Genomic DNA, 23,123 nt, shown 5'->3' with positions numbered 1-23,123 from the left:
CTCAGCCGGTGAAGAGCGGAACGCCTTGTTCGTAGTCAAATACCTTTTCAGCGTCGTACTTCGCCTTGACGGCGCGCAGACGGTCAACGTTGGGGCCCCAATACGCTGCCTCCCAGCCCGACATGCCGGCGTTCGGCACGTTGATGTAGGCGCCGTCCACATAGGGCTGCAACGCTTCTCCGAACTCTGCGATCCAGCTGTGACACTTCGCCGTCAGCGGGTCGGCCGATGCAGGGATCCCACCGCGAGTACCCCAACCTGCGCCGGGCTCGGCGTAGAAGAGCGCATTGCGATGCGCGAAGGCCGAGCCCCCGGCGGGTTCGCTCGTCTTGACGGCTCCGCCGAACGCGTTGGTGAAGTAGTTGCAGTCGGACGTGGGCGCGTTCGACATGAGCGCTCCAATGACCTCAACGGCGGCTGGCGGAAACGGGTCATAAATGAATTGAGACAAGAACTTCCAGTTCGCCGCTTCGTCGGCGGCGGGGATCTGGAATCCCGCATATATCTCGGCCCAGCTCCCGTTCGTCGCGACGACATCAGGCTTACCGACGGACAAGATCGGTGCCAACATCTTCAGTGCTTCGGCCTCCGACCCGCCGACGAGCACACCGATCAGCTGGGTCTCGTCGCGGTGTATTTCGAGTTGGCTGGTGAGCCTATTCGCCGAGTACGGAGCGCAACGCTGCCAGACGTCGAAGACCCCCTGAAGGTCTTCCAGCCCAGGCCAGCTCGCCACGACATAGATGGCCTGCGTCAGCGGATAGATCCTGTACGTGAGTGACGTGACAATGCCAAAATTGCCGTTGCCGGCGCCACGTAACGCCCAGAGCAGTTCTTGGTTTTTCTGTTCATCGGCGATGAACGCCGTTGCTCCACCGTCGGCGCACGCCACGACGACCTCTGCCGAGACGAGATTGTCCGATGCCATGCCGAAATTGCGGGTGAGCAGCCCGAACCCACCGCCGAGCGTCGCACCGACAAGCCCCACCGTCCCTTCGGTCCCGGTCGGCGCGGCATAGCCCGCCTTGCCGAGTGCTGTCACCGCTTCCAACTGGTTGACACCAGCGCCAACGTTGACAGTCCTTGCAGCTGAGTCGATTTCGACCGACTTCATCTCGCTCACGTCGATGACGAGCCCGTCGTCCACGGCGGACCAACCCTCGAGACAGTGCCGGCCGCTGCGCACCCGGACGGGCACACCGTTCAGTCGCGCCCAGGCCAGGGCGTTGACCGCATCTTGCGTGTCGGCGCAGAACACGATTGCCTCGGGATGGTGAGAGAACAATTGGTTGTAGCCGGTCCGTGCCGCGTCGTAGCCCGAATCTCCCTGCCGCACAACCCTGCCCGTTAGCTGGGAGGTCGCAGCGGCAACGGCCCGGTCAGTGCTTGAAGACATCAGCTTCGCCCGGCTCGGTCTCCAGCACTTCGCGGTTGGTGACAAATAGATAGGCGAGGTACACCCCGCCCAGGAGCAAGATGCCGACCGAGATCATGACATCAACCAAGGCCTCTGGCGGCGACACGAGCACGAACACCACGACCCCCGACCACACCAGCGCGGCGACCGCGACGGGCATTTCGAAGCGCCCGAGATCGAACGCGTCCTGCTGGTGTCCCAGCCCTTTCCGTACCGCGAGATACAGCACGATGATCGCGCCGTAGAGTACCGCCCCGATGAGCCCACCCACCGTGAGCATTTCCAGCAGTGCGTCACCGGGCAGCGCGGCCATCAAAACGACCGCCACGCCGACAGGCAAAATGGTCGCCGGAATCGGTGTCTTCGTACGCGGGCTGACCCGACGCATCAGCTGGTGTGCAGGGAATCGTTCGTCGCGCGCCATCGCGAACACCATCCGGGAGCAAGTGGCCACGGTCACCAACCCGGCACCGAAGAATGCGAACACGATCGCAACCAAAAGCGATCGCTCCACCACTGGACCGAGCTGATCGCGCAAGATCAACGCAACCGGCGAATCTGTGGCGGTCGCCCGGGGGATGTCGTCCATCGCGATGGTCAGCGCGACCGCGAATACCAGACCCAGCACGCCGGCCGCCACGACGGATCCCACGATCGCGCGCGGGACACTGCGGAAGGGACTCTTGGCCTCCTCGGCCATGTTCGCTGCGGCGTCAAAGCCGACGAGGGTTGCGATGCCCATGATCATCGCGGCCATCAATCCGCCGCCGATTGCGAAATAGTTGGGGGCGCCCTCTGTCATACCGCGCGAGGTGAGGTTGCTGACCGTGCCGTGGCCGGTGACCGCTACGGCGATGAAGAGCCCGACCGTCAACACGACGACGATGACCAATTCGAGCCCCACCGCGGCTGAGGTGATCAGGCCGACGAGGCGCGTCGAGGCGACGACGAGCACGGCCTCGATGAGCGCCAAGACGACCGTGATCACACGCGTGGTGTGATCGTCCGGCGGCATGCCGAGCAGTGGCATCAGTGCCGTGCTAGCCAGCGCGTTGTTGACTGTCGCCACGCCGATCGCCAGATAGCAGAAGCTCAGCCAGCCGAACAACCAGCCGATCTTCGGGTTGGCCAGCCGCGACGCCCACTGATAGGAGGAGCCACTGAGTGGGATGCGCGCCGCGAACTGAGCGATCACGAGCGCGATCAAAGTCTGGCCCACCGCTACGATCGGCCATAACCAGATCCCCACTGGGCCAGAGCTTTTCAGCACATCGTCATAAGTCCCGAAGATGCCGACCGCGACGGAGATGAATGCGAACGAGATCGCGAAGACCTGGAAGGAGCCAAGGGTTCGTTTCAGCTCCGGCTCGTAGCCACATTCTTCGCAGACCTCGTCGGCTACTTGTTTGCTCGGCGAAACTTCCGTCATGTCGGTCCCCCATGTTCGCTGAGCTTGGTGCCGTGAATCTAGCAGGTAAGACAGGCCATTTTGGGCGAATTTGACGCTTTCGCAGATTATTGATCAGCAAACAGTTCAGTCAAAAGGTGGCGGACGTGCTTCTCAATCTCGTCTCGGATGGGTCGAACTTCGTCAATCGACTTACCGGCCGGGTCGGGCAATACCCAATCCTCGTACCGCCGTCCGGGAACGAATGGGCACTTGTCACCGCACCCCATCGTCACGACGACATCGGCCGCTTCAACCATCTCCTGCGTCCACCGCTTGGGCCCGTGGCTGGTGATGTCGATGCCCACCTCAGCCATGGCTTGAACTGCCGCGGGATTGATCTGTTCCGCGGGCTCGGATCCACCGGAGTAGGCGATCGCCGTATCGCCTGCAAGTCGTTCGAAGTAACCCAACGCCATCTGCGAACGACCCGCGTTGTGGGTGCAGAGGAACAACACCGTTGGTTTCGTCATCGTCCATTTTCCGAATCACTGTTGGGCGCTGAAAGCTGATGGGGCACAACGACTTCGTCGGCGCTCCGCTCTGCATCGGGATAGAGCGCGACCACTAATGCAAGGCCGACTAACGCGCCCACGATTTGGGCCGTGATGAAGCCAGGCGCTGACGTGGGCGCGATCCCGGCGAAAGTGTCAGAGAAGACACGGCCGACAGTGACCGCCGGGTTGGCAAATGACGTGGAGCTGGTAAACCAATATGCGGCACCGATATACGCGCCGACGGAGGCCGCCGACAGACCTGCACGACCCGTGCGTGCGAGAGCAAAGATCAGCGCGATGAGGCCGGCGGTGGCGACGACTTCGCCCACCAGATGTCCAGTCGTGACACGGTCTTTCGTCGAGATCTCCCATACTTGACGGTCGAACATCAGGTTGGCCAACAGCGCGCCGACAACGCCTCCGAATGACTGAGCAATGGTGTACGCCAACACATGTCCGCCGCGCATGCCCGTCCCGGCACGCCGACCCAACAGCCAGTCGGCAGCCGAGACGACGGGGTTGAAGTGCGCGCCTGAGACCGGTCCGAACAACAGGATCAGCACGGCTAGCCCGAACGCGGTCGCGATCGAATTCTCGAGCAACTGCAGGCCTACATCGTCAGGCGAGAGTTGTGCCGCGGCGATACCGGAGCCGACCACTACCGTGACGAGTAGCCCGGTCCCGACAAACTCAGCCAGCAGCCGTCGCGCGATACGGCGGTCCGCACTGATCCTGTTGTTCACCGGCGTCAGCAGCAGGATGCCGTCGAACCGAAGGTTTCCGAATCCGCCAGAACGGTGTAGATCTCCCACTTCTCACCCGCGGGTCCGGTGACCCAGACCTTGTCTTGGGTGGCAAAGCAACACGTGGTGCCCATCTCCTCCTCGGTGAACAGTCCCTCATCTGTCAGGCGCGCAATCTCTGTGTGCACCTTGTCGCTGGACTCCACCTCCACACCGAGGTGGTTGATTGTGCCGCCCTGACCTGGATTCTGAAGCAGCACCAGCTTCAGCGGTGGCTCGGCGATTGCGAAGTTCGCGTAGCCGTCCTTTCGCTTCGCCGGTTCGGTGTTGAACAGCTTCGAGTAGAACGCAATCGCTTCGTCGAGATCCTCAACATTGAGCGCGAGTTGGACGCGTGACATGACGACACCCTTCCTTGGCTGTGAGACATATATCGAAATGGCGCCGACCCTCATGATGCAGACCTTTTTGATATATGTCAATAAACCTGGCACCATGGGCTCATGCCCAAGACGTTGCCGACGGTCGACATGTCCGCGCCGGTCTGCTGCGCGCCTGTCGCCGCCGGGCCCATGAGCGACGACGCCGCCCTAGAGGTTGCGTTACGTCTCAAGGCGCTTGCCGACCCGATGCGGGTGAAGATCATGTCGTGCCTTTTCAGCTCGTCGGCCGGCGAGGAGACGAGTGGGGACCTGGCGGCGGTACTCGTCTTGAGCGAATCGACCGTCAGTCACCACCTCGGTCAGCTGCGCCGCGCCGGCTTAGTCGAATCCGAGCGGCGAGGCATGAACGTTTTTCACCGTGCTCGTCCAGACGCCGTCAGTGCGTTGTGCACAGTGCTCGATCCAAACTGCTGCACCTAGCGACTATGAGTTCATGATCCCCAAGCTGGTCGATCAGCCGCTGTTGCGCGTTCTGGAGCGTCTCGCGGGGCTGACCTCGTCGAGAGGGAGCAGACCTGGTTCCCCAGTCCGATCAGGGCCACCGTGAGCGTCGGCGCAAGTTTCATCATCTGCCTCCCCGAAGCGTCTCCCCCCGACGACGCCGAACCAGTTTTCCTCCGGCTTATTTGCTCAGGGGGAGCTTCGGCAAAGCTTTCGGATGCGACACTCAGGCGATGACCCGAGACCATCTGAAGCGTCTCATCGGCGTGTGTACGGGGTCGCTCGTGTTCGTGTCGCTATCCCCAATCGCCGCCGCCGACACTGCGTCCTGGAACGGCGAGTACGCGATCACGTTCATTGTTGGCCCGAAAGCGGGGACGAGCGTCGCGGCCGGTCAGCCGGAGAGCCAGTACACCGATACCTACGGGTTCAGCTCCAGCTGCACGAGCGGTACGTGCACCGCCACGATCATCAGCGGCCCACCGCCAAGGAATCCGACCGTTCCGCAGCCGGTGCAATTCACCTGGGATGGATCGTCGTGGACGCAATCCAGTGAGTTCCAATGGGATTGCATGATGCCCGACACCACGATCGAGTGGGATCCGGCCCGAGCCGTTGTGCGGTACACGCCCCAGGCCGACGGAACTCTTGCCGGCACCATGCACACCGACATCGTGAGTGGCGCGTGCCAGGGCACACTCGAGATGAACATGACGGCCGAGCGCGTTTAGGGCGCCGCCGCACTATCCCGACGAAGCGCTGCCGCACTATCCCGACGAACGCGCTGCCGCACTATCCCGACGGATAGGAAATCCTTCCCTCTATAGCGCGGAATCTGGCTTCGCGGCGATTACGCGGGCTCGGCTCGGCGGTCACGATTGGTCCTATGGCCACAACAGCCTTCGAGCCCGCGGCTCTCGCTCAAAGGAGTTCGACAATGTCTGAGATTGCGCTGTACACGCCGGAGACAGATGCAGTCGATTGGCGCGAGCTAGCCGACCAGGTCTTCCCAGCGGAGGCATTGCGAACGGCGCCTGCGATCAATCGCTCGGTGTTCATGAAGGTTCACATCGCGCATCGCTAACCCCGGCGATCTCCTACAGTCGAAATCCGTTGATTAGGAGCGTTTTCCTTGAGCGGATGGCTGGTGAACGACTTGGAGGTTCTGACTTCGAATCCTACGTAGTCGCAAGTATTTCGATCATCGAGTCGCCCGTCCGACCATGAGCGGGCGAACGATCGGGGGCATGCCGCGCCACTCGGCGTCGTCGGCGGCGACCTCGAATCCGCAGGCGCGCATCAGTTCCACGGTCGGGCGGTTGCAGCGACAGCCGGCTGCGAAGCGCAGCCATGGTTGGAGCATGAAGTCCTGGCACGCCGCGAGGAACCGCGAGCGCGCGCGCACGTGTTCGACGAACAGTAGCTGCCCATCCGGGCGGAGCACCCGTGCGATCTCACGCAGCGCCTGTTCAGGGTCGTTGACGGTGCAGAGGACAAGCGTCGAGACGACGGTGTCTACGGACGCATCGGCCAACGGTATGCGCTCAGCAGGCGCATCGACGATCCGTGCGACATGCCTGTACCGGTGCAGCCGACGCGCGAGTTTGTGGCGCATCGACGGATCGGGCTCCATGAGCACCAGCTCATCGACGCCCGCGGGATAGCGCGCGATGTTCAGCCCGGTCCCCGCGCCGATCTCGACCACGCGCCCGTAGGCGCTGCTCAAGACCGTGTTCCGCAGGCGTCGCATACCAGCGATCTCGCCAAGCCAACAAAACGGGTCGTACGCCAAGGCGAAAAACCGTAGCCACGCCGACGACGGCGGGCTCTTCTCGAGTTCGGTGTGTGCGGTGTCTGTCATCCCGAGAACATACGAGCGACCGACCCGCGCGCGCATCACCCGAAGCAGCCATCTTCGACAGATGGCCGGTTCCGGCTACCTCATAGGTATCCGAGTCGCGAGGCCTCCGCGACGGCCGCCGCCCGCGAGCTGCGACCCAGCTTCCTGCGAATGTTCGCGACGTGGCGGTGGACGGTATGCGCGCTCAGCACGAGCTGCTCTGCAATCTCGCCATCGCTGAGACCTCTTGCGACGCAAGCGAGGATCTCACGTTCGCGCTCGGACAGCAGGCCCGGTTCCGACTCCCTCTGATGGCCCGGCGACGCCTGCGCAGGCGCAAGAGCTTCGCGGCACGCGCGGATGACGGAATCGACGTCACCGTGCCAAGGGAAGTGCGCGGTTCCTTGCAGCGGGATGAAGGTCGCCCCAGGAATCTCTGCCGCGACCTCGCGCCCGAGCAAAAACGGCACGGCCCGGTCGCCGCGACGATGCACGACCAGAGCGGGAGCGCGGACGAGCGGAAGATGCACCCGCACGTCGAGGCGGTAGACGAGGCCCAACAAAGCGGCAGCTGTCTCGGCGGTCGCCGCCTCCCGCTGAAACCGTGCGAAGCGTTCGTGCTCAGCCGACCCGGCACCACCTAGGAACATGTCGCTGAGCAGACGCGAGCCGAGTCCCCAATGTGCGCGCACCGTCGCGAGAATCGCATCGGCCACGCCTGCAGTGGTAATCGCTGCGCCGTCGGCGTATGACCCGTACAGCAGCAGGCGCTCGACGCGCTCCGGATACGTTGCGGCAAAAGCAATTGCGGCACAGCTTCCACTCGAGCCGCCGATCAGCGACACGCGCTCCAGCTCGAGTTCGTCGAGAAGCGCGCGCAGCGTCGCAACTTCCACGTCGATGGTGAGATCCGAGTCTCGCAGCGTGCGGTCCGACATGCCCACACCGAGCCGGTCGTAGCGAATGAGCGCGTAACCGTCCGCGACACCTTCCCAGAATCGCTGAACGCCTTCAGTCTGCCAGTCGAGTTCGAGGTGGCTCACCCACCACGCCGGAGCGACGAGCGGTGGACCCTCCCCGCGAATCTCGTATGCCACGCGGCGGTCGCCGACCCGAAGGAATCGGATCTCGGACTTCTCCAGCATCGCCATGAGCCTACGGCGTCGACGAAGAGCGCGGGAAGAAGTTTGGGCGCGGACGCGGGGCGCGCCGATGGCGCACCCCGCGTTGGGTTTCGACTGGTCCTCAGGTCATCGATTACGCATTCTGCTGAGCCTCGTGCGCGGCCGCCGGGTCCGGCAGGCTTTGCACGTCGCCGTCGACGATGGTCGCCTCGTCACTGTGCGGGCTGAACAGGTAAAAGAGGTTGAACTTGCCATCGGCGACAGAGACCGTGAACGAATCTGCTTGTGCGGCAGTGTAATTGATGTCGTCCGGTGCGTAGGTGAAGTTGCCCGTCGCCTGATCGATCGTCAAAGTTGCCGTGTTGGGGGGCTTGAGTGACCTTGTAGGTCAACGCATCGCCTTCGGGATCGGTTGCACCAATGCTGCCGGTGACGGTCTGACCGGTCTGCACGGTGGTGGTCGGGTTGTAGTTGATGGTCGGCGACTGATTGAACAAATTGCGTCGCACCCAACCCAACACGGCCCAGATCACCGGTAATGGGCGATGCGAGTTGAGCCACAGGCGTGACGGCCGCGGTGACCGCCGAAATGCTGAGCGTTGTGGTTGCGGCTGCTGGCTGAAGCGTCTTCGCGGCCCGTGCGCGCCGGAGGTCGATTCCGCGCGTCATGATTCATAGCGGATTGCCAGAATCGATTCAGCGATCGTCCAGTTCAGCGGGGAACTCTCAACATATCCGCACGTAATACAAAGGCGCGCCACAGGGACCAGGAGGGACATTCATGCGACAGTCGACAAAGTTGCGAGCAACACTGGTCGCCGGAGCGGCGCTCGTAGCCACGGGCGCTTTCGCAACGGCACTAGGCGAGGAGACGGTCAACGGCGGCACCGCGCCGATTGTGTCCAGCGGCCAAATGACACTCGGTGTCACCGCTACCACGACCACCCCTCCCACCGCGGTTCCCCTTGCTTCTCCCACCGCGAAGGCGACTGTGCCTTGCGGATTCACCAAGGGCTGCTGATCAGGAGCATCTGAGGCGTCGATCCGGAGTGTTACGAACCTCTCGCTACACTCACAGACCCTGCGCGCCACCACGCTTGTTCGTGGCACCACGCAGCACGTTGTCGGCGCGTAGAAGCGGGATGCCCGCCTGCGGCGGCGTCGGGTAACGCGTAGCGATGCAGCGTGACCGCTTCGCCAGCGGCCCGGACGCTATGTGCCACTGGCCCGATGCCAACTCGCGTTGGTCGCGTGTTCATGCGTTAGGGGCGACGCTGAAAATGACTGGCGCCGTCCCGGGGTCATCGTCACCGTTGCCGTACCTACCCAGCTCGGTACTTCTGACTCGAACGTACGGTCATCGGCCGATACGACGTCTGCCGTTGGTGGCAGGTGCAGGATTGGACCGTGCGTAGGCGCCGCCGACGCGTCCTTACTCAAGTGTCCGGCCCGCCATCTGCTCTCCCTGATGGGGGCCGAACCCGCCAGTTGCCCATCTTGCTTTTGGCCGGATCTGCGCAGCAGCGTCAATTAACAGTCAGTGGTGTGATACTCGTTATATGGAGGAGCTCCTGCCGGAATCTGAGACCGGCACCGATGGGGTCGCGCCTGGCGACCTTGATAGGGCGCTTCTCGGCGGGGCACCGCAGCGGGTGGGTCGATTCGAGTACCGCTACGGCACCGACACCTGGACATGGTCGGATGCGGTGGCCCGCATGCACGGCTACGAACCCGGCGAGGTCGAGCCCACCACCGACCTCGTTTTAAGTCATAAGCATCCCGAGGACCTCGCCGGGGTGAAAGCGTTGCTGAAACACTCCTCAGCGCCATTTAGCAGTCGCCACCGCATCCGCACCACGACCGGCGACATACGGCGCGTCGTGGTCGTCGGCGAAGTCGTTACCGACGATGACGGTGAGGTGGTGGCCACCCGCGGGTTCTATGTCGACGTCACAACATCGGTCAACAACCAAGTGCAGTCCGGAATCAGCGACGCAATGCCTGGCATCGTCGCCGGCCGGGCCGTCATTGAGCAAGCCAAAGGCATGCTGATGGCCGCCTACAACGTGGATGCCGACGCCGCGTTCAACCTGCTTCGCTGGCGCTCCCAAGAGCTCAACATCAAGCTGCACGACATTGCCAAGGAAGTCGTCGCTAAGGTCCCGTCGCTTCTCGACAGCGAATCCACACGTGGGCCGGTCGATCACTTCTTGATGACGTTGGTCACCGAGTGACGGTTTTGGGTCTAGCTCGCGCGGGAACGAGCCCCTTTAGCGTCGACGCTGGGGTTGGTCACGTCTCAACTTCGACATGAGGCGTCCGACGGGGTGACCCTGGAAGTTCAGCAGCGAGCCTGGCCCGTCGACGCCGCCTAACGCCGCGCCCCCGGGCGTGCTCTTCGCGGTCAACACCCCTGTGGCGGCCCGTCCTGGTAACCGGCGAGGTGTCACAGTTGAGTTGCAGATCTGCTGCACCGACGTGGTTGATGTTTGGTGCAACCAATCGCGGGCACCCACTGTGCAGCGGCAAGCTAAGGCGAGGTTGCGTCTCAGGGCTGCCGCAAGGTGAGCTGGGGTCCAGTCCCCTGCGTTCAGCAAACAGCGCCTGCCCAGCCCTACCGCCCGGCAAAGCGTCCTCCGAAGCGCCCTGCGGCTACGGGGCGACGGCGAAGAGTCGCCATTCGCCAGGCACTCCTTTGAGCGTGTGATCGCCTCGGTCTTCGAACTCGAGTCCTGATCCGATCACCAGATCGCGCAGCGTGCTCGATACGAGCACGTCGTTCGGTCCGGCCAGAGCGCTCACCCGTGCGCCAATGTGTACCGCGATGCCGCCGATGTCATCACCGCGAACTTCGCACTCGCCGGTGTGCAACCCGGCCCGCACCTGGATGCCGAGCGACTGCACCGCGTCGCGGATCGCCATGGCGCAACGGATCGCTCGTTGGGGGCCGTCGAACATCGCGAGGAAGCTGTCTCCCGAAGTGCTTACCTCGCGACCTCGAAAGCGGGCGAGTTGAGATCGGACGACGGCGTCGTGCGCATCGAGCAACGCACGCCAGTCACGGTCACCCACCTCGGCAGCCCTGCGCGTCGAGTCCACAATGTCGGTGAAAAGCACCGTGGCAAGAACCCGATCATCGGCCACGTCGGCCTGGTGACCGGTGAGAAACTCGGCGATCTCCCGGAAGGAATCCCGCCACGGTTCGACGACGTGGAAAATGTTGCGCCCAGGCAGCTCAACGTATTTCGCGGCCGGTATGTGATCGGCGACATCCTTGCCCATTGCGGGTGTGATGAGTGGGTCGTCGGCGTGCTGGAGGACAAGGGTGGGCACGGAGACGGCGGGAAGGATCGCGCGCACGTTCAATTCAGCCACAAGAGGCAGCATGAGAGCAACGGTTCCTGGGCTTGCCGCGAGGCGATTATGTCGTGCCCACGCTGCCCGGATCTCCTGGTTCCACGGCATGTCCGGGTTGAATAGATGCTGGAACTCTGCTGTACGCCACATGTCGACAAACGCAGGGAGAACTTCCTCTCTAAGCGACGGGGGGCTGTCTCCCGCATCTGCGTAGCCTTCGATCACGACGAGTGCGGTGGTGCGGGACGGATGTGTTGCTGCGAACAAGGCCGCTGTCGCGACTGCCCCGTCGATCGCGACGAGGACTGTTTCACGACTCCCGAGATCGTCAAGCACGGCGGTGATGCTGTCAGCCCATTGCTCCAAGGTTGGCAGTGCGGCCGATGTCGTGGGATCGGACGCTCCGGTGCCGGGCTGGTCGAAGAAGATTAGCCGACCGAGCGATGTCATCGCCTCGACCCATCCTTGAAGCGATGGCAGCTCCGGAAAGACCTCACAGTTTGTATACCAGTTAGAGACGAACACAATGTCGCGAGGACCCTCGGGCGAGGTGCGATAGGCGACGCACAAGTCCCCGTTCATCGCATAGCGCGTTTCCGAGAACACGGCGGAAGTTTAAGACGGGGAGCCGGGTCGAGTTTTTGGTGTCAGGCAAACCCGCCTGCACGAACCGGGATCAAAGTGGTGACCCACGCGACCCCCAACGCTTTTGCCGCGATCTTTGAGAAGCCCGTAACGTTAGTTCTGAGACCGTGGCGGGACCGCACGCCCCTGAGGATGATGGCCCCAGACACGGAGCGAAAGCCTGGCCGAGTTCGAGCGAACTGCGCTTCAAATGGAAAAAATCCCGGCAATGGCGAACGGGGCAGTATTTCTGAGAGCTTGGCTGTAAGAGGTGGAGATGAGATGCGTTGTGTGGCTGCGGGTTTAGATGCTACAGGAGGAATTGTGAAGGACGTTTATGGACAACGTTTGAGGGCGACTGCGGAAAGGGGCCGTGAGGGCTGTTGAGGACAGAGCAGCGTCGGCCCGCGGCTGCGGATCGGCGCTGTGGAAGGTCGTGCGACTCTTAGGCGATGCGTTCGATACTGGCGAGTTCCGAGGCGAGGTGCTCCCGAGTGACCTCGGCGTCATAGTGCGCCTGCATGTTTATGAAGAACATGTCGCTTAGTCCCAGCGCGCGCGAGAGCCGTAGTGCGGTATCGGCGCTGATTCCGCGCTTGCCATGAACGATTTCATTGATTCGCCGCGGCGGCACATCGATCGTCTTGGCGATCCGGTACTGCGAGATCCCCATCGGCTCAAGGAACTCGGTCAACAGGATCTCGCCGGGGTGAGTAGGGGCGAAGTCAGCCATCAGATTCTCCTTCCTAGTGGTAGTCGACCAGTTCGACATTGCTGGCGCCGCCGGCACTCCACATGAAGCAGATGCGCCACTGGTCGTTGACGCGGATGCTGTACTGGCCGGAGCGGCTGCTCAGCTTCTCCAGTCGGTTGCCGGGTGGCACCCGCAGGTCGTTGATGCTCTCAGCAGCGTTGATGAGAACAAGTTTGTTGTAGGTGAGTCTGCTGAGCTCCGGGCTGAGCTTCTTGACGTAGCGACGCTGCCAGATCGCCTCGGTGTCCTTATCCCGGAACGAGCGGATCACTCCTCGATGATAACGTATTGCGTTAATAACGCCAAGCGTTATTAGCCCGAGCGGCCACCAAAAATGGCGGCAAGGTCTGTGAAGACTTGGACGCGACGCTGTACCGGCTCGGTCTGACCCCGGCCAAGGTATGACCATGGTGTCCTGCGTTCGATTTGTCGACCGGGCTGGTGCAGCGTCTCGGTGCGCACCGACCAGACGGATCTGACCTGATAGGAGCTTGGACAAGAAGCCCCGTCACAGACCTGTCGCTCCGCCCGGCCGGTTCGCCCACCGTCAGATTGGCCCTAACGGAGGAGCGACTTCCATGATCTCAACACAAACCGAAACCGTCATCGGTGGTGTCGACACCCACAAACACACCCATTACGCCGCGGTCATCGACCAACACGGCCGGCTGCTCGGTCACCAGCAGTTCCCGGCCACTGACGCCGGCTATCAGGCACTGCTGGCGTGGATGCGCACACATGGATCGCTCGAGGCCATCGGTGTGGAAAGCACCGGATCGTTCGGTGCGACGTTGACTCGCGCCCTGACGGCCGCAGGTGAGCACGTTATCGAGGTAAACCGGCCCAACCGCATCGCACGTCGAATGGATGGCAAGTCCGATCGTCTCGATGCCGAACAGATCGCCCGCGCCGTGCTTGGCCAGACCTCGACCGCCACCCCAAAGTCCAAGTCCGGCATGGTCGAAGTGATCCGCACCCTGCGAGTCACCCGAAGCAGCGCGGTCAAAGCGCGAACCCAAACCTTCAACACCCTGTTCGGGATCATGATTGGCGCCCCGTCGCCGTTGCGCGACGAACTTGTTGGATTGACCAAGCGGACACTGATCAACCGCTGCCTTGGCCTTCGGCCCGAGACCACCGACTTCACGCAGCTGCACGCGCACCCCGAGCGCCTCCTGATGGCCAGCGTCAAGACCGCCCTTCGTGACCTGGCCCGCAGATGGAAGGCGCTAGATATCGAGATCAAGACCCTCAACAAACACATCGAAACCGTCGTTCGTGCCACCGCGCCCGATCTCGTCGAGCTGTTTGGCGTGGGTGTCGAACTCGCCGGCCAATTCCTCGTCACCGCCGGAGACAACCCCGAACGCATCCGCAACGAGAAAGCCTTCGCCAAACTCTGCGGTGTGGCCCCACAGCCCGCCAGCAGCGGACGAACCACCGGTCGTCACCGCCTATCTCGCAGCGGAGACCGCCAAGCCAACAGCGCGATCTACATCGTCAGCATCGTGCGACTACGCCACCACGAACCGACCCGTGCTTACGTCGAACGACGGACCAACGAAGGACTCAGTAAGAGAGAAATCATCCGTTGCCTCAAGCGCTACATCGCACGGGAAATCTATGCCAACCTCCCACGACCACAAGACGACTCACTTACCAAGAGCGCTCAACGCGCCGCGGCTTGACAAACATAGGAGCATCGAACGCTTCCACCAAACCCTCAAAAAACACCTCAGCACGCTGCCGCGCGCGGCCACACTAGCCGAGCTGCAAACCCAGATCGACGACTTCCTCGACGAGTACGGCCACCACCGGCCGCACTGCTCCCTACCGCACCGAGCCACCCCAGCGACCGCCTACAGCGCCCGCCCCAAAGCCACCCCTGGCGAACGCTTCGATAGCCACCACCGGGTGCGCACCGACCGCGTCGATGACACCGGCAGCATCACCCTGCGCCTGGCCGGGCGCCTACACCACATCGGCGTCGGGCGAAGCCACGCCCGAACCCACGTTTTGATGCTCGTGCGCGACCTCGACATCCGCATCATCAACGCCGCCACCGGTGACCTCATCCGCGAACTAACCCTCGACCCGACCAGGGATTACCAACCACGCGGCGTACCTTGCGGCCGCCCAAAGAAAAAGCTGTGAACCCAAACGCAGGTTCACAGCTATGCGGATGTCCTGAGACATCACAGGGTGGCAGGTGCAGGATTCGAACCTGCGTAGGCGTTAGCCGACGGATTTACAGTCCGCTCCCATTGGCCGCTCGGGCAACCTGCCTGGGTGCTGCACCGCGGTGTGACCCGGTTTGGTGCGAATAGCAGGGTACAACGAGGATGGGCTCAAGACGAAAACGCACCCGACCACCGAGGAGGACAGGGTCCAATGGCGGATTCATCGTTCGACGTCGTCAGCAAGGTCGACCGCCAGGAGGTCGACAACGCGCTGAACCAGGCCGCCAAGGAGCTGGCCACCCGCTTCGACTTCCGCGGCACCGACACCACTATCGCCTGGAAGGGCGAGGAGGCAATCGAGATCGTCAGCTCTACCGAGGAGCGGGTAAAGGCCGCCGTCGACGTGTTCAAGGAGAAGCTGATCCGCCGCGACATCTCCATGAAGGCGTTCGACGCCGGCGATCCGCAGGCCAGCGGCAAGACCTACAAAGTCAGCGGCACCATCAAGCAGGGCATCAGCAGCGAGAACGCCAAGAAGATCACCAAGCTGATCCGTGACGACGGCCCGAAGGGCGTCAAGGCCCAGATCCAGGGCGAGGAGATCCGCGTCTCGTCGAAGAAGCGCGACGACCTTCAGGCCGTGATCGCAATGTTGAAGGGTGCCGACCTCGACGTCGCGCTGCAGTTCGTCAACTACCGATGAAACAGCAGGTGTCGGTCCTACGCTGATCGGCATGGCACCTGCGCAGCGCGATCCCAATGTCGTCGTCCTCGGGGGAGGATCCTGGGGCACCACTGTGGCGTCCATCTGCGCCAGACGCGGACCGACCTTGCAGTGGGTGCGCTCGGAGGAAACCGCTGAGGACATCAACAAGAATCACCGCAACACGAAGTACCTCGGGGACGAAGTCGCGCTGGCGCCAACGCTTGAAGCCACCACCGACTTCTCCGAGGCCGCGCACGCGGCCGACGTGATCGTGATGGGAGTGCCGTCGCACGGCTTCCGCGGAGTGCTGACCGAGCTCGCCAAGGAACTGCGGCCGTGGGTGCCGGTGGTATCCCTGGTGAAGGGTCTCGAGCAGGGCACCAATTACCGGATGAGCCAAATCGTCGACGAGGTGCTGCCGGGTCATCCGGCGGGCATCCTCGCCGGCCCGAACATCGCGCGCGAGGTGGCCGACGGGTACGCCGCTGCGGCCGTATTGGCAATGCCGGACCAGCACCTCGCGGCCCGGCTGGCAGAGTTGTTCCGCACCAAGCGTTTTCGGACGTACACGACCGACGACGTGATCGGTGTCGAGATGGCGGGCGCGTTGAAGAACGTGTACGCGATCGCGGTCGGCATGGGTTATTCGCTTGGCATCGGCGAGAATACGCGCGCGATGGTGATCACCCGGGCCGTGCGGGAAATGTCGAAACTCGGCGAGGCGGTCGGTGGGCACCGCGACACGTTTGCAGGTCTGGCTGGCACCGGCGATCTGATCGTCACCTGCACCAGCCAGCGCAGCCGCAACCGTCACGTCGGTGAACAACTGGGTGCGGGTAAGCCGATCGACGAGATCATCTCGTCGATGAATCAGGTCGCCGAGGGCGTCAAAGCCTCAAGCGTCATCATGGAATTCGCCGACAAGTACGGGATCAACATGCCGATCGCGCGTGAGGTCGACGGCGTCATCAACCACGGCAGCACCGTCGAAGACGCCTACCGCGGACTGGTCGCCGAGAAGCCGGGCCACGAGGTGCATGGCTCCGGGTTCTAGCCCTGTACTAGCTCGACTTCTTGCCGCTCTTTTTCCCGCCCTTCTTTGAAGCGTTGGGCGTATTGGCGATCTTGGCGGCCCGCGCCTTGCTCATGCCCTTCTTGCGAAGGCCCTCGTACTGCTTGTCGTTCTTGACGCTCGGGCCATGATCCTTCGCCATCGTGCCTCCTTGTACTCGTTGCATTCGAGTACCCGGATCGCGGTGTGAAGAACGCTCAGTTGGAGAACGGACCCTTGTTATCGGGGCGATACAGCAGTGGGGATTCCGGATTGAGAATGAAGCTGCCCGCCTGGCTGAGCACGAAGCCCGACTGACTGCGGCTGTCGACGCACGTCGTCGCCGTGCCGTCGTTGCCGCAGCTGACGGTCTGGTAGCTGATCCGCGATCCTGCCGGCAGCGGCTTGGCCGCACCTGCCGCCGCGAAGACGTTGGCCGGCGCGATAGAGAACCCCGCCACTCCGCCGTATGCACTGCTGACCAGATTTGCGCCCTCAGGGGCGGCGGGGATCGGACCGCTGCAGCCGTAGCCGTTGCCCTTCTGCAGCGCGCAGATCACCCCGTCCGGGGTGGTGAATGCGAACCAGTTGCCGTCCATCACCGCGTAGTCGGAGAGCTTGACCGGCGCCAGCGCATTGACGTTGGGCGGTGGGGGTGGCTGCGGTGGAGGATCCGGCGGTGGCTCAGCCGACGCGAAACTTGGCGCGCCTACAACGGCCGCCGCAGCCAGAACACCTGTCAGGACTCTGCTCAGCACTGCCATAGCTTATGTGTCGCCGCGACGACCAGCAGTGTTTCATTTCGAACCGCTAGTACTGGCCGGGTCCACGGCCCGCCATTGTCTCCAGCCTGCGGATCCGGTCCTCGATCGGCGGGTGCGTCGAGAACAGCTTGCCGATGCGCTCGCCTGCCCGGAACGGGTTGGCGATCATCAGGTGAGCCTGGTCAGCCAGCTGCGGCTCCGGCGGCAACGGTGCCTGCTGCACGCCCGCGCTGATCTTGCGCAGCGCGCTCGCCAACGACAGCGGATCACCCGTCAGTTCGGCACCCGACTGGTCGGCCTGATACTCACGCGACCGGGACACCGCCAGCCGGATCACCGTCGCAGCGATCGGACCCAGCAGCGAAACCAGAAGGAGCGCAAAGGGATTCGAGCCACCCTCGCGATTGCCGCCGAACATGCTCGCGAAGAACGCGAGATTCGCCAGCGCCGTGATGACCGCGGCCATCGCGCCGGCCACACACGAGATCAAAATGTCGCGGTTGTAGACGTGGGACAGCTCGTGGCCCAACACGGCGCGCAGCTCGCGCTCGTTGAGGATCTGCAAGATCCCCGTCGTGCAGCACACCGCGGCATTGCGCGGGTTGCGGCCCGTGGCGAACGCATTGGGGGCCGTGGTGTCGCTGATGTACAGCCGCGGCATCGGCTGCCGCGCGGTGGTGGCCAGCTCCCGCACGATCTTGTACATGACCGGCGCTTGCATCTCGTTCACCGGCTGGGCGTGCATCGCCCGCAGCGCCAGCTTGTCGCTGTTGAAGTAGACGTAGACGTTCATGCCGACGGCGAACAGCACCGCCAGGAACATGATGTTGCGGCCGAACAGGGCTCCGACGAACACGATCAATGCCGAGAATCCCGCCAGCAACAGAAAAGTCTTGGCGGTGTTGGCGTGGGGGTGCCAGGTCATCGGAGCGTCCTCCCTACAAAACGGCAGAGTCTTCGCTGATTCAACGCCTAGCCGGCCTCCGCGGGTTCCGCTTCGTCAGCCGTGCCGGTTCACGGTGTAGTCCACCAGCGTCGCCAACGCCTGGCGGCCAGGGCCGTCTGGCAGGTAGGCCAACTCGTCGCGGGCGTCCTTGGCATAGCGCGCGACGGTCGCTTTGGCCTGCGCCATGCCTGACGACGTGCGCAGCAGCCGCAGCGCCTCGGCCAAGTCGTCGTCGTTCTCCACGGGGCCCGCCAGCAGCTCGCGCAACCGGTCCCCGTCTGGGCCGGTCTCGCGCAGCGCGTACAGCACCGGCAGCGTGTGCACGCCCTCACGCAGGTCGGTGCCAGGCACCTTGCCGGATTCGTCGGGGTCGCTGTCGATGTCGATGATGTCGTCGGAGATCTGAAAGGCGGTGCCAACGATGCCGCCAAGCCGGCTCAGCCGCTCGATCTGCTCCTCGTCGGCGCCGGAGAACGTCGCCCCGAAGCGACCCGATGCCGCGATCAGGCAGGCCGTCTTCTCGTACACCACCTTCAGGTAGTGCTCGACCTCGTCGACACCCTCGGCGACGCCGCGGGTCTCGCGCATCTGGCCGGTCACCAGCTGGGCGAAGGTATCGGCGATGACACGCACCGCCTCGGGACCCAGCCTGCTGACGAGGCGAGAGGCCGTCGCGAACAGGTAGTCGCCGGCCAGGATCGCGATGTTGTTGCTCCAGCGGGCGTTGGCGCTCGGGGCGCCGCGGCGCACCTGCGCCTCGTCCATCACGTCGTCGTGGTACAGCGTCGCCAGGTGGACCAGCTCGATGACCGCCCCCGCGACGGTGACCTGCCACGCGTCGGGCTCGGGTCCCAGTCGAGCCGACAGCACGGTGAACAGCGGGCGGAACCGTTTGCCGCCCGCCTGGAACAGATGCTGCACCGCCTCGGACATCAGCTCATCGGCTTTGCCCAGCTCAGTGGCCATCAGATCCTCGATGCGGGCCACGCCGTCGCGCACTTCCTGCGCAAAGACGGGGTCTCCGAAATCCACCCCCGCCACCACACTCGCTGGTGTCCTCACCCTGCCAACATACTGGGAGGCGTGGATACACGGGCGGACGTGGTCGTCGTCGGGGCTGGGCCTGCGGGCTCGGCGGCTGCGGCGTGGGCCTGTCGCGCCGGTCGCGACGTACTCGTCATCGACTCGGCGCAGTTTCCCCGCGACAAAGCATGCGGCGACGGCCTGACCCCTCGCGCGGTTCTCGAGCTGCAGCGACTCGGGCTCGGATCGTGGCTCGAGGGTCGCGTGCAACACCGCGGGCTACGGCTGATCGGCTTCGGCGGCGACGTCGAAGTCGAGTGGCCGGGCCCGTCATTCCCCGCGGTCAGCAGTGCGGTGCCGCGCGTCGAGCTCGACGATCGTATTCGGATGGTCGCCGCCGACGACGGTGCCAAGATGCTGTTGGGCGTGAAAGCCGTTGATGTGCGCCATGATTCGAATGGACGCGTGTCGTCGCTGGTGTTGGACTCCGGCGCCGAGATCGGGTGCTCGTCGCTGATCGTGGCCGACGGAGCCCGGTCACCGTTGGGCCGTGTGCTGGGCAGGCAATGGCATCAGGAGACGGTGTATGGCGTGGCGGTGCGCGGCTACCTCGCAACGCCACGGGCCGACGAGCCGTGGATCACGTCGCACCTCGAATTGCGGTCACCGGAAGGCCGCGTGCTGCCCGGCTACGGGTGGATCTTCCCGCTCGGCAACGGTGAAGTGAACATCGGTGTCGGCGCGCTGGCGACGTCGAAACGGCCTGCCGACGCGGCATTGCGTCCGTTGATGTCGTATTACACGTCGCTGCGCCGCTCCGAATGGGGGTTCGTCGGCGAACCGCGCCTGGCGTTGTCGGCGTTGTTGCCGATGGGCGGCGCGGTGTCCGGGGTGGCTGGCCCCAACTGGATGCTGATCGGCGACGCCGCGGCCTGCGTCAATCCTTTAAACGGCGAGGGTATCGACTACGGGATGGAGACGGGTCGGCTGGCCGCGGAAATGCTCGGCACGGGCGACCTGTCGTCGGCGTGGCCTGCTGTGCTTTCGGCGCATTACGCGCGGTCGTTTTCGGTCGCGCGGCGACTCGGGCTACTGCTGACGATCCCGCGGTTCCTGCCGTTGACCGGTCCGCTGGCGATGCGCTCGACGTTCCTGATGAACCTCGCGGTGCGCGTGATGGGAAATCTGGTGACCGATGAGGACGCCGACTGGATCGCGCGGGTGTGGCGCTCGGCGGGGTTTGCGTCACGGCGCATCGATCGGCGGGCGCCATTCAGCTGACGCGTTAGAGTGCCACGCTGTGTCGATACTGACCCGACAACCAGTGGCTGATGCCGCGGCGCGGTTGTTCGCTGCGGTTGTCAACCCCACCCCCAAACCAGGCGTCCGGTTTCCTGAGATCGCCGGACACACGACCGAGACAAGCATCGAGACGCGCCACGGTCCGGTCGCCGCGACGATCTATCACCCGCCGTCGCAGGCTGCCCGCCCGGCTGTCTACGTCAACGTTCACGGCGGCGGGTTTGTGGTGGGCCATCGCGAGCAAGACGATCCGTGGTGCCGCTACCTCGCCGCCCACGCCAATGTTGTTGTAATCAATAGTGATTACGTGTTGGCACCGCGCAAGCGATTCCCGGTTCCCGTTCAACAGGTCTACGACGTACTCCGTTGGGCGTCTGCGCCCGAACGTGACTGGGATGGCCAACGGCTCTGCGTTGGAGGCCAAAGCGCTGGAGGCAATCTGTCTGCCGCGGTATCTCGGATGGCGCTGGAGGAAGGCGGTCCTCCCACCATCGCGTTACAGATGCTTCATTACCCGCCACTGGATTTGGTGACGCCAGCCGCCGACAAATTCTCACCGCTTGGATCGAAGGCTGTTCTGCAGCCGTGGATGAGTGCGGTCTTCGATACCGCCTACATTCCCGACCGCACGCAGCGCCGCGACCGGCTGGCCTCGCCGGCGTGGGGATCAAACGCCGACGACATCACCGGTATCGCAACCGCATTGATCGTCACCGCGGAATTCGACCGCCTCTGTGGCGAAGGCAAGCGGTATGCGGAGAAACTGGACGCTGCCGGCTCGCTTGCCGAATACGTGGAAGTGCGCGGCGTGGATCACGGCTACAACATCATGAGCAACGCGACCGAGATCACGCGACAGATGTACGACTTGATCGTCGATCATGTCCGGCGGGCGACCAGTTGAGCGGCCGGACTTGCAAGTCCATTCCGTTTTCTCGACGCTGTCGTCCGTGATCACACGACGCGATTGCCGCAGACGAACATCGCCGCCTGGATCTTGACGTAGCGCCGGAACGTGGCCACGGCGGCAGCATATCGCGCAGGATGGTCGCTATGCCCGAGGTCTACCGCGCGCCCATGCGGTCTCGCAGCGACGATGTCGATCTGCGGACAACGACCGAGCGCGCCCGCCGGTTGGGGCTGTGCGGCTTCGGCAAGCGTGTCCGGGATCGGGATGAGGCGCAGCGGCTCGCTCGCCGGGTGGCCCGGTTCGCCGACATTGACGACGGATCGTTCGTGTGGACACGCGACGCCGACGGCTATTACTGGCTGGGCCGTATCGAGGGGCCGTACTTCTGCGACGACGATGCGGCCGCAACTGCCGTCGATCTTGTGCATGTGCGTCCGTGCCGTTGGCTGCCCGAGCCCGTGCTCGAATCCGACGCTCCGGCGGCCGTTATCGCCACCTTCGGCCGCGGCGGGCGCAACTTTCAGCAAACGCACGACTCCGCCGTCGGCGCACAGACCGCTCGGCTGTGGGAGGAGCGGCTGGGCCGATGACCGCGGTGATGACGATCGGATATCAGGGTCGGACGGTCGATGACGTCGTCGCCATGCTCCGCTCCGCAGAGGTGAAAGTCCTTGTGGATGTGCGGCTTACACCGCTGTCGCGTAAGGCGGGCCTTTCGAAGAAGGGCCTGTCCGCGCGCTTGAACGAGGCCGGGATCGATTACGTGCACCTGCCCCAACTTGGCAATCCGCGGGACAACCGAGACGCTTTTCGGCGCCATGAGGACGCCGCCGTAGCGAGGTACCGAGCCACCCTAAGAACGCCGGAAAGCCAAGCGGCGCTTGAACAATTGCATGGGCTGGCTACCCAACATCGGGTGGCGCTGATGTGTTTCGAGCGCGACGCCGCCGAGTGCCATCGATCGATGATCGCCGATGCGCTGGGCGAGATAGGGCGGGTGCGAACTGTCCACCTCTGATCGACAACGGCGTACGCTGAAATGCAAGATCGTCAACTAGGACAGTGGCGCCAGATCTGACCGAACCAGATCCAAAGCGGCGGCGGTGATTTCACCGAGGTTGCCCGTGCAGCCGTTGCGGCCCCAATGCTCGACGGACTATATCTGGGCGGCGCGGGATGCCATGGGGGCGCGGGAATTACGTTCATTCCTGGCTACAACGCGGCGTACGCGACGCTCGACGATCAGACGACGGCCTTGCTTAGGCGTCTTGTAGCGCCTCGCCGACCTCCGCGGCGAGACGGTTGTGGTGCTGCTCTGCCAACACGTGACCCGCGGCGACCACTAGCGCAATAGGCCAGTCGATGAGTTCGACCGCTGCCATCAAACCGAGCGCACCGTAGTAGGCGAGATGTTCGGGCGGCGGAATCTTGACTCGGCCGACGACGGGCAGGTTCAACGCGAAACCTTGCCCCTGTTGGACCCGCTTTACGGCGTCGCGGTGGCTGGTTGTGCGTGATTTTTCGGCCATTCGTTGCCCTCCCGTCATGGCGTGT

The 23,123-nt window shown here is 63.7% G+C and carries 29 protein-coding genes, 1 tRNA gene and 1 pseudogene; 14 read left to right on the top strand and 17 right to left on the bottom strand.

Features of this window, described 5'->3' with window-relative positions; genetic code table 11:
• Position 1: 1 nt before the first annotated feature.
• The 5 genes from MYCSM_RS03485 to MYCSM_RS03465 form a co-directional block, all read right to left on the bottom strand.
• Complete coding sequence (locus tag MYCSM_RS03485; protein WP_015304750.1) at positions 2–1,396, bottom strand: FAD-binding oxidoreductase; 1,395 nt, start codon at positions 1,394–1,396, stop codon at positions 2–4.
• Positions 1,380–2,846 carry an APC family permease gene (locus MYCSM_RS03480; protein ID WP_015304749.1) on the bottom strand — a complete coding sequence of 489 codons (1,467 nt, stop codon included), beginning with the start codon at positions 2,844–2,846 and terminating at the stop codon, positions 1,380–1,382. The genes MYCSM_RS03485 and MYCSM_RS03480 overlap by 17 nt, the downstream gene beginning before the upstream one ends.
• An 86-nt stretch (positions 2,847–2,932) precedes the next feature.
• Positions 2,933–3,337 (bottom strand): arsenate reductase ArsC, encoded by a 405-nt coding sequence (locus MYCSM_RS03475; protein WP_015304748.1) that lies wholly within the window; start codon positions 3,335–3,337, stop codon positions 2,933–2,935.
• A complete protein-coding gene (locus MYCSM_RS03470; protein WP_015304747.1) occupies positions 3,334–4,104 on the bottom strand; it encodes an MIP/aquaporin family protein in 771 nt (256 codons plus the stop codon). Before MYCSM_RS03470 ends, MYCSM_RS03475 begins: the two co-directional genes overlap by 4 nt.
• Positions 4,105–4,109: 5 nt before the next feature.
• Positions 4,110–4,505: an ArsI/CadI family heavy metal resistance metalloenzyme gene (locus tag MYCSM_RS03465; protein WP_051073699.1), complete on the bottom strand. Its 396-nt coding sequence runs from the start codon at positions 4,503–4,505 to the stop codon at positions 4,110–4,112.
• A 102-nt stretch (positions 4,506–4,607) separates the two neighbouring features.
• On the opposite strand from MYCSM_RS03465, the gene MYCSM_RS03460 reads away from it, so the two are divergent.
• From MYCSM_RS03460 to MYCSM_RS36965, 3 genes are all read left to right on the top strand, one after another.
• Positions 4,608–4,967: an Rv2640c family ArsR-like transcriptional regulator gene (locus tag MYCSM_RS03460; protein WP_015304745.1), complete on the top strand. Its 360-nt coding sequence runs from the start codon at positions 4,608–4,610 to the stop codon at positions 4,965–4,967.
• 254 nt (positions 4,968–5,221) lie between these two features.
• Positions 5,222–5,719 carry a hypothetical protein gene (locus MYCSM_RS03455; protein ID WP_015304744.1) on the top strand — a complete coding sequence of 166 codons (498 nt, stop codon included), beginning with the start codon at positions 5,222–5,224 and terminating at the stop codon, positions 5,717–5,719.
• A gap of 206 nt (positions 5,720–5,925) precedes the next feature.
• The gene (locus tag MYCSM_RS36965) at positions 5,926–6,072 is read left to right on the top strand and encodes a hypothetical protein (RefSeq protein ID WP_015304743.1); all 147 of its coding nucleotides are present in this window, start codon (positions 5,926–5,928) and stop codon (positions 6,070–6,072) included.
• Between the two features lie 117 nt (positions 6,073–6,189).
• On the opposite strand, the gene MYCSM_RS03450 is transcribed toward MYCSM_RS36965, so the two are convergent.
• From MYCSM_RS03450 to MYCSM_RS37705, 3 genes are all read right to left on the bottom strand, one after another.
• A complete protein-coding gene (locus tag MYCSM_RS03450; protein ID WP_051073864.1) occupies positions 6,190–6,849 on the bottom strand; it encodes a class I SAM-dependent methyltransferase in 660 nt (219 codons plus the stop codon).
• Between the two features lie 80 nt (positions 6,850–6,929).
• On the bottom strand, positions 6,930–7,973 hold the full coding sequence (locus MYCSM_RS03445; protein WP_015304741.1) for an alpha/beta fold hydrolase: 1,044 nt from the start codon (positions 7,971–7,973) through the stop codon (positions 6,930–6,932).
• A 112-nt stretch (positions 7,974–8,085) separates the two neighbouring features.
• The gene (locus MYCSM_RS37705) at positions 8,086–8,304 is read right to left on the bottom strand and encodes a hypothetical protein (protein WP_041311252.1); all 219 of its coding nucleotides are present in this window, start codon (positions 8,302–8,304) and stop codon (positions 8,086–8,088) included.
• 429 nt (positions 8,305–8,733) lie between these two features.
• Here MYCSM_RS37705 and MYCSM_RS36960 point away from each other — a divergent pair, with 429 nt between their 5' ends.
• On the top strand, positions 8,734–8,973 hold the full coding sequence (locus MYCSM_RS36960) for a hypothetical protein (RefSeq protein ID WP_015304740.1): 240 nt from the start codon (positions 8,734–8,736) through the stop codon (positions 8,971–8,973).
• 538 nt (positions 8,974–9,511) lie between these two features.
• Positions 9,512–10,186: a PAS and ANTAR domain-containing protein gene (locus tag MYCSM_RS03435; RefSeq protein ID WP_015304739.1), complete on the top strand. Its 675-nt coding sequence runs from the start codon at positions 9,512–9,514 to the stop codon at positions 10,184–10,186.
• 418 nt (positions 10,187–10,604) lie between these two features.
• On the opposite strand, the gene MYCSM_RS03430 is transcribed toward MYCSM_RS03435, so the two are convergent.
• From MYCSM_RS03430 to MYCSM_RS03420, 3 genes are all read right to left on the bottom strand, one after another.
• The gene (locus tag MYCSM_RS03430; RefSeq protein WP_015304738.1) at positions 10,605–11,915 is read right to left on the bottom strand and encodes an adenylate/guanylate cyclase domain-containing protein; all 1,311 of its coding nucleotides are present in this window, start codon (positions 11,913–11,915) and stop codon (positions 10,605–10,607) included.
• Positions 11,916–12,378: 463 nt separating this feature from the next.
• Positions 12,379–12,666: a HigA family addiction module antitoxin gene (locus tag MYCSM_RS03425; protein WP_015304737.1), complete on the bottom strand. Its 288-nt coding sequence runs from the start codon at positions 12,664–12,666 to the stop codon at positions 12,379–12,381.
• A gap of 13 nt (positions 12,667–12,679) precedes the next feature.
• On the bottom strand, positions 12,680–12,958 hold the full coding sequence (locus MYCSM_RS03420; protein WP_015304736.1) for a type II toxin-antitoxin system RelE/ParE family toxin: 279 nt from the start codon (positions 12,956–12,958) through the stop codon (positions 12,680–12,682).
• Between the two features lie 307 nt (positions 12,959–13,265).
• On the opposite strand from MYCSM_RS03420, the gene MYCSM_RS03415 reads away from it, so the two are divergent.
• Together MYCSM_RS03415 and MYCSM_RS35695 are read left to right on the top strand one after the other, a co-directional pair.
• Entirely contained in the window at positions 13,266–14,375 is a 1,110-nt protein-coding gene (locus MYCSM_RS03415) for an IS110 family transposase (protein ID WP_015304735.1), read from the top strand.
• The gene (locus MYCSM_RS35695; RefSeq protein ID WP_083906235.1) at positions 14,311–14,841 is read left to right on the top strand and encodes an integrase core domain-containing protein; all 531 of its coding nucleotides are present in this window, start codon (positions 14,311–14,313) and stop codon (positions 14,839–14,841) included. Before MYCSM_RS03415 ends, MYCSM_RS35695 begins: the two co-directional genes overlap by 65 nt.
• Before the next feature lie 49 nt (positions 14,842–14,890).
• Here MYCSM_RS35695 and MYCSM_RS03405 read toward each other — a convergent pair.
• A tRNA-Tyr gene (locus MYCSM_RS03405) sits at positions 14,891–14,973 on the bottom strand.
• A 105-nt stretch (positions 14,974–15,078) separates the two neighbouring features.
• Here MYCSM_RS03405 and MYCSM_RS03400 point away from each other — a divergent pair.
• Complete coding sequence (locus MYCSM_RS03400; RefSeq protein WP_015304734.1) at positions 15,079–15,570, top strand: YajQ family cyclic di-GMP-binding protein; 492 nt, start codon at positions 15,079–15,081, stop codon at positions 15,568–15,570.
• A 31-nt stretch (positions 15,571–15,601) separates the two neighbouring features.
• Positions 15,602–16,627, top strand: coding sequence for an NAD(P)H-dependent glycerol-3-phosphate dehydrogenase (locus MYCSM_RS03395; protein WP_015304733.1), 1,026 nt, complete (start codon positions 15,602–15,604; stop codon positions 16,625–16,627).
• 7 nt (positions 16,628–16,634) lie between these two features.
• On the opposite strand, the gene MYCSM_RS37700 is transcribed toward MYCSM_RS03395, so the two are convergent.
• The 4 genes from MYCSM_RS37700 to grcC1 form a co-directional block, all read right to left on the bottom strand.
• The gene (locus MYCSM_RS37700; RefSeq protein WP_015304732.1) at positions 16,635–16,787 is read right to left on the bottom strand and encodes a DUF7218 family protein; all 153 of its coding nucleotides are present in this window, start codon (positions 16,785–16,787) and stop codon (positions 16,635–16,637) included.
• 55 nt (positions 16,788–16,842) lie between these two features.
• Positions 16,843–17,388 (bottom strand): hypothetical protein, encoded by a 546-nt coding sequence (locus MYCSM_RS03390; protein ID WP_015304731.1) that lies wholly within the window; start codon positions 17,386–17,388, stop codon positions 16,843–16,845.
• A gap of 46 nt (positions 17,389–17,434) precedes the next feature.
• On the bottom strand, positions 17,435–18,313 hold the full coding sequence (gene htpX / locus MYCSM_RS03385; RefSeq protein ID WP_015304730.1) for a zinc metalloprotease HtpX: 879 nt from the start codon (positions 18,311–18,313) through the stop codon (positions 17,435–17,437).
• A 75-nt stretch (positions 18,314–18,388) separates the two neighbouring features.
• Positions 18,389–19,396 carry a nonaprenyl/(2E,6E)-farnesyl/geranylgeranyl diphosphat synthase gene (gene grcC1, locus MYCSM_RS03380; protein ID WP_198344990.1) on the bottom strand — a complete coding sequence of 336 codons (1,008 nt, stop codon included), beginning with the start codon at positions 19,394–19,396 and terminating at the stop codon, positions 18,389–18,391.
• Positions 19,397–19,417: 21 nt separating this feature from the next.
• Here grcC1 and menJ point away from each other — a divergent pair, with 21 nt between their 5' ends.
• The 5 genes and pseudogenes from menJ to MYCSM_RS38985 form a co-directional block, all read left to right on the top strand.
• Complete coding sequence (gene menJ, locus MYCSM_RS03375; RefSeq protein WP_041311248.1) at positions 19,418–20,638, top strand: menaquinone reductase; 1,221 nt, start codon at positions 19,418–19,420, stop codon at positions 20,636–20,638.
• A gap of 19 nt (positions 20,639–20,657) precedes the next feature.
• Positions 20,658–21,563: an alpha/beta hydrolase gene (locus MYCSM_RS03370; protein WP_015304727.1), complete on the top strand. Its 906-nt coding sequence runs from the start codon at positions 20,658–20,660 to the stop codon at positions 21,561–21,563.
• A gap of 149 nt (positions 21,564–21,712) precedes the next feature.
• The gene (locus MYCSM_RS03365) at positions 21,713–22,159 is read left to right on the top strand and encodes a hypothetical protein (RefSeq protein ID WP_015304726.1); all 447 of its coding nucleotides are present in this window, start codon (positions 21,713–21,715) and stop codon (positions 22,157–22,159) included.
• Complete coding sequence (locus MYCSM_RS03360; protein WP_015304725.1) at positions 22,156–22,587, top strand: DUF488 domain-containing protein; 432 nt, start codon at positions 22,156–22,158, stop codon at positions 22,585–22,587. Before MYCSM_RS03365 ends, MYCSM_RS03360 begins: the two co-directional genes overlap by 4 nt.
• 129 nt (positions 22,588–22,716) lie before the next feature.
• Positions 22,717–22,818, top strand: a pseudogene (locus tag MYCSM_RS38985) (hypothetical protein); the annotation flags it as partial.
• A 10-nt stretch (positions 22,819–22,828) separates the two neighbouring features.
• Here MYCSM_RS38985 and MYCSM_RS03355 read toward each other — a convergent pair.
• Positions 22,829–23,098, bottom strand: coding sequence for a hypothetical protein (locus MYCSM_RS03355; protein ID WP_015304724.1), 270 nt, complete (start codon positions 23,096–23,098; stop codon positions 22,829–22,831).
• Between the last annotated feature and the right edge of the window lie 25 nt (positions 23,099–23,123).

Origin of the sequence: Mycobacterium sp. JS623, assembly GCF_000328565.1 — a bacterium.
Classification (GTDB): Bacteria; Actinomycetota; Actinomycetes; order Mycobacteriales; family Mycobacteriaceae; genus Mycobacterium.
This window is presented reverse-complemented; position numbering and strand designations above follow the sequence as displayed.

Bases quoted from the DNA above. Each gene is read 5' to 3' on its own strand.
- MYCSM_RS03485 (WP_015304750.1), bottom strand. From the start codon at position 1,396: ATGTCTTCAAGCACTGACCGGGCCGTTGCCGCTGCGACCTCCCAGCTA.
- MYCSM_RS03355 (WP_015304724.1), bottom strand. From the start codon at position 23,098: ATGGCCGAAAAATCACGCACAACCAGCCACCGCGACGCCGTAAAGCGG.
- MYCSM_RS35695 (WP_083906235.1), top strand. From the start codon at position 14,311: ATGCCAACCTCCCACGACCACAAGACGACTCACTTACCAAGAGCGCTC.
- MYCSM_RS03400 (WP_015304734.1), top strand. From the start codon at position 15,079: ATGGCGGATTCATCGTTCGACGTCGTCAGCAAGGTCGACCGCCAGGAG.
- MYCSM_RS03395 (WP_015304733.1), top strand. From the start codon at position 15,602: ATGGCACCTGCGCAGCGCGATCCCAATGTCGTCGTCCTCGGGGGAGGA.
- MYCSM_RS03425 (WP_015304737.1), bottom strand. From the start codon at position 12,666: ATGGCTGACTTCGCCCCTACTCACCCCGGCGAGATCCTGTTGACCGAG.
- MYCSM_RS03365 (WP_015304726.1), top strand. From the start codon at position 21,713: ATGCCCGAGGTCTACCGCGCGCCCATGCGGTCTCGCAGCGACGATGTC.
- MYCSM_RS03450 (WP_051073864.1), bottom strand. From the start codon at position 6,849: ATGACAGACACCGCACACACCGAACTCGAGAAGAGCCCGCCGTCGTCG.
- MYCSM_RS03435 (WP_015304739.1), top strand. From the start codon at position 9,512: ATGGAGGAGCTCCTGCCGGAATCTGAGACCGGCACCGATGGGGTCGCG.
- MYCSM_RS03465 (WP_051073699.1), bottom strand. From the start codon at position 4,505: ATGTCACGCGTCCAACTCGCGCTCAATGTTGAGGATCTCGACGAAGCG.
- MYCSM_RS36965 (WP_015304743.1), top strand. From the start codon at position 5,926: ATGTCTGAGATTGCGCTGTACACGCCGGAGACAGATGCAGTCGATTGG.
- MYCSM_RS03360 (WP_015304725.1), top strand. From the start codon at position 22,156: ATGACCGCGGTGATGACGATCGGATATCAGGGTCGGACGGTCGATGAC.
- MYCSM_RS03415 (WP_015304735.1), top strand. From the start codon at position 13,266: ATGATCTCAACACAAACCGAAACCGTCATCGGTGGTGTCGACACCCAC.
- MYCSM_RS03480 (WP_015304749.1), bottom strand. From the start codon at position 2,846: ATGACGGAAGTTTCGCCGAGCAAACAAGTAGCCGACGAGGTCTGCGAA.
- MYCSM_RS03475 (WP_015304748.1), bottom strand. From the start codon at position 3,337: ATGACGAAACCAACGGTGTTGTTCCTCTGCACCCACAACGCGGGTCGT.
- MYCSM_RS03460 (WP_015304745.1), top strand. From the start codon at position 4,608: ATGCCCAAGACGTTGCCGACGGTCGACATGTCCGCGCCGGTCTGCTGC.
- MYCSM_RS03390 (WP_015304731.1), bottom strand. From the start codon at position 17,388: ATGGCAGTGCTGAGCAGAGTCCTGACAGGTGTTCTGGCTGCGGCGGCC.
- MYCSM_RS36960 (WP_015304740.1), top strand. From the start codon at position 8,734: ATGCGACAGTCGACAAAGTTGCGAGCAACACTGGTCGCCGGAGCGGCG.
- MYCSM_RS03455 (WP_015304744.1), top strand. From the start codon at position 5,222: ATGACCCGAGACCATCTGAAGCGTCTCATCGGCGTGTGTACGGGGTCG.
- MYCSM_RS03445 (WP_015304741.1), bottom strand. From the start codon at position 7,973: ATGCTGGAGAAGTCCGAGATCCGATTCCTTCGGGTCGGCGACCGCCGC.
- htpX (WP_015304730.1), bottom strand. From the start codon at position 18,313: ATGACCTGGCACCCCCACGCCAACACCGCCAAGACTTTTCTGTTGCTG.
- MYCSM_RS37700 (WP_015304732.1), bottom strand. From the start codon at position 16,787: ATGGCGAAGGATCATGGCCCGAGCGTCAAGAACGACAAGCAGTACGAG.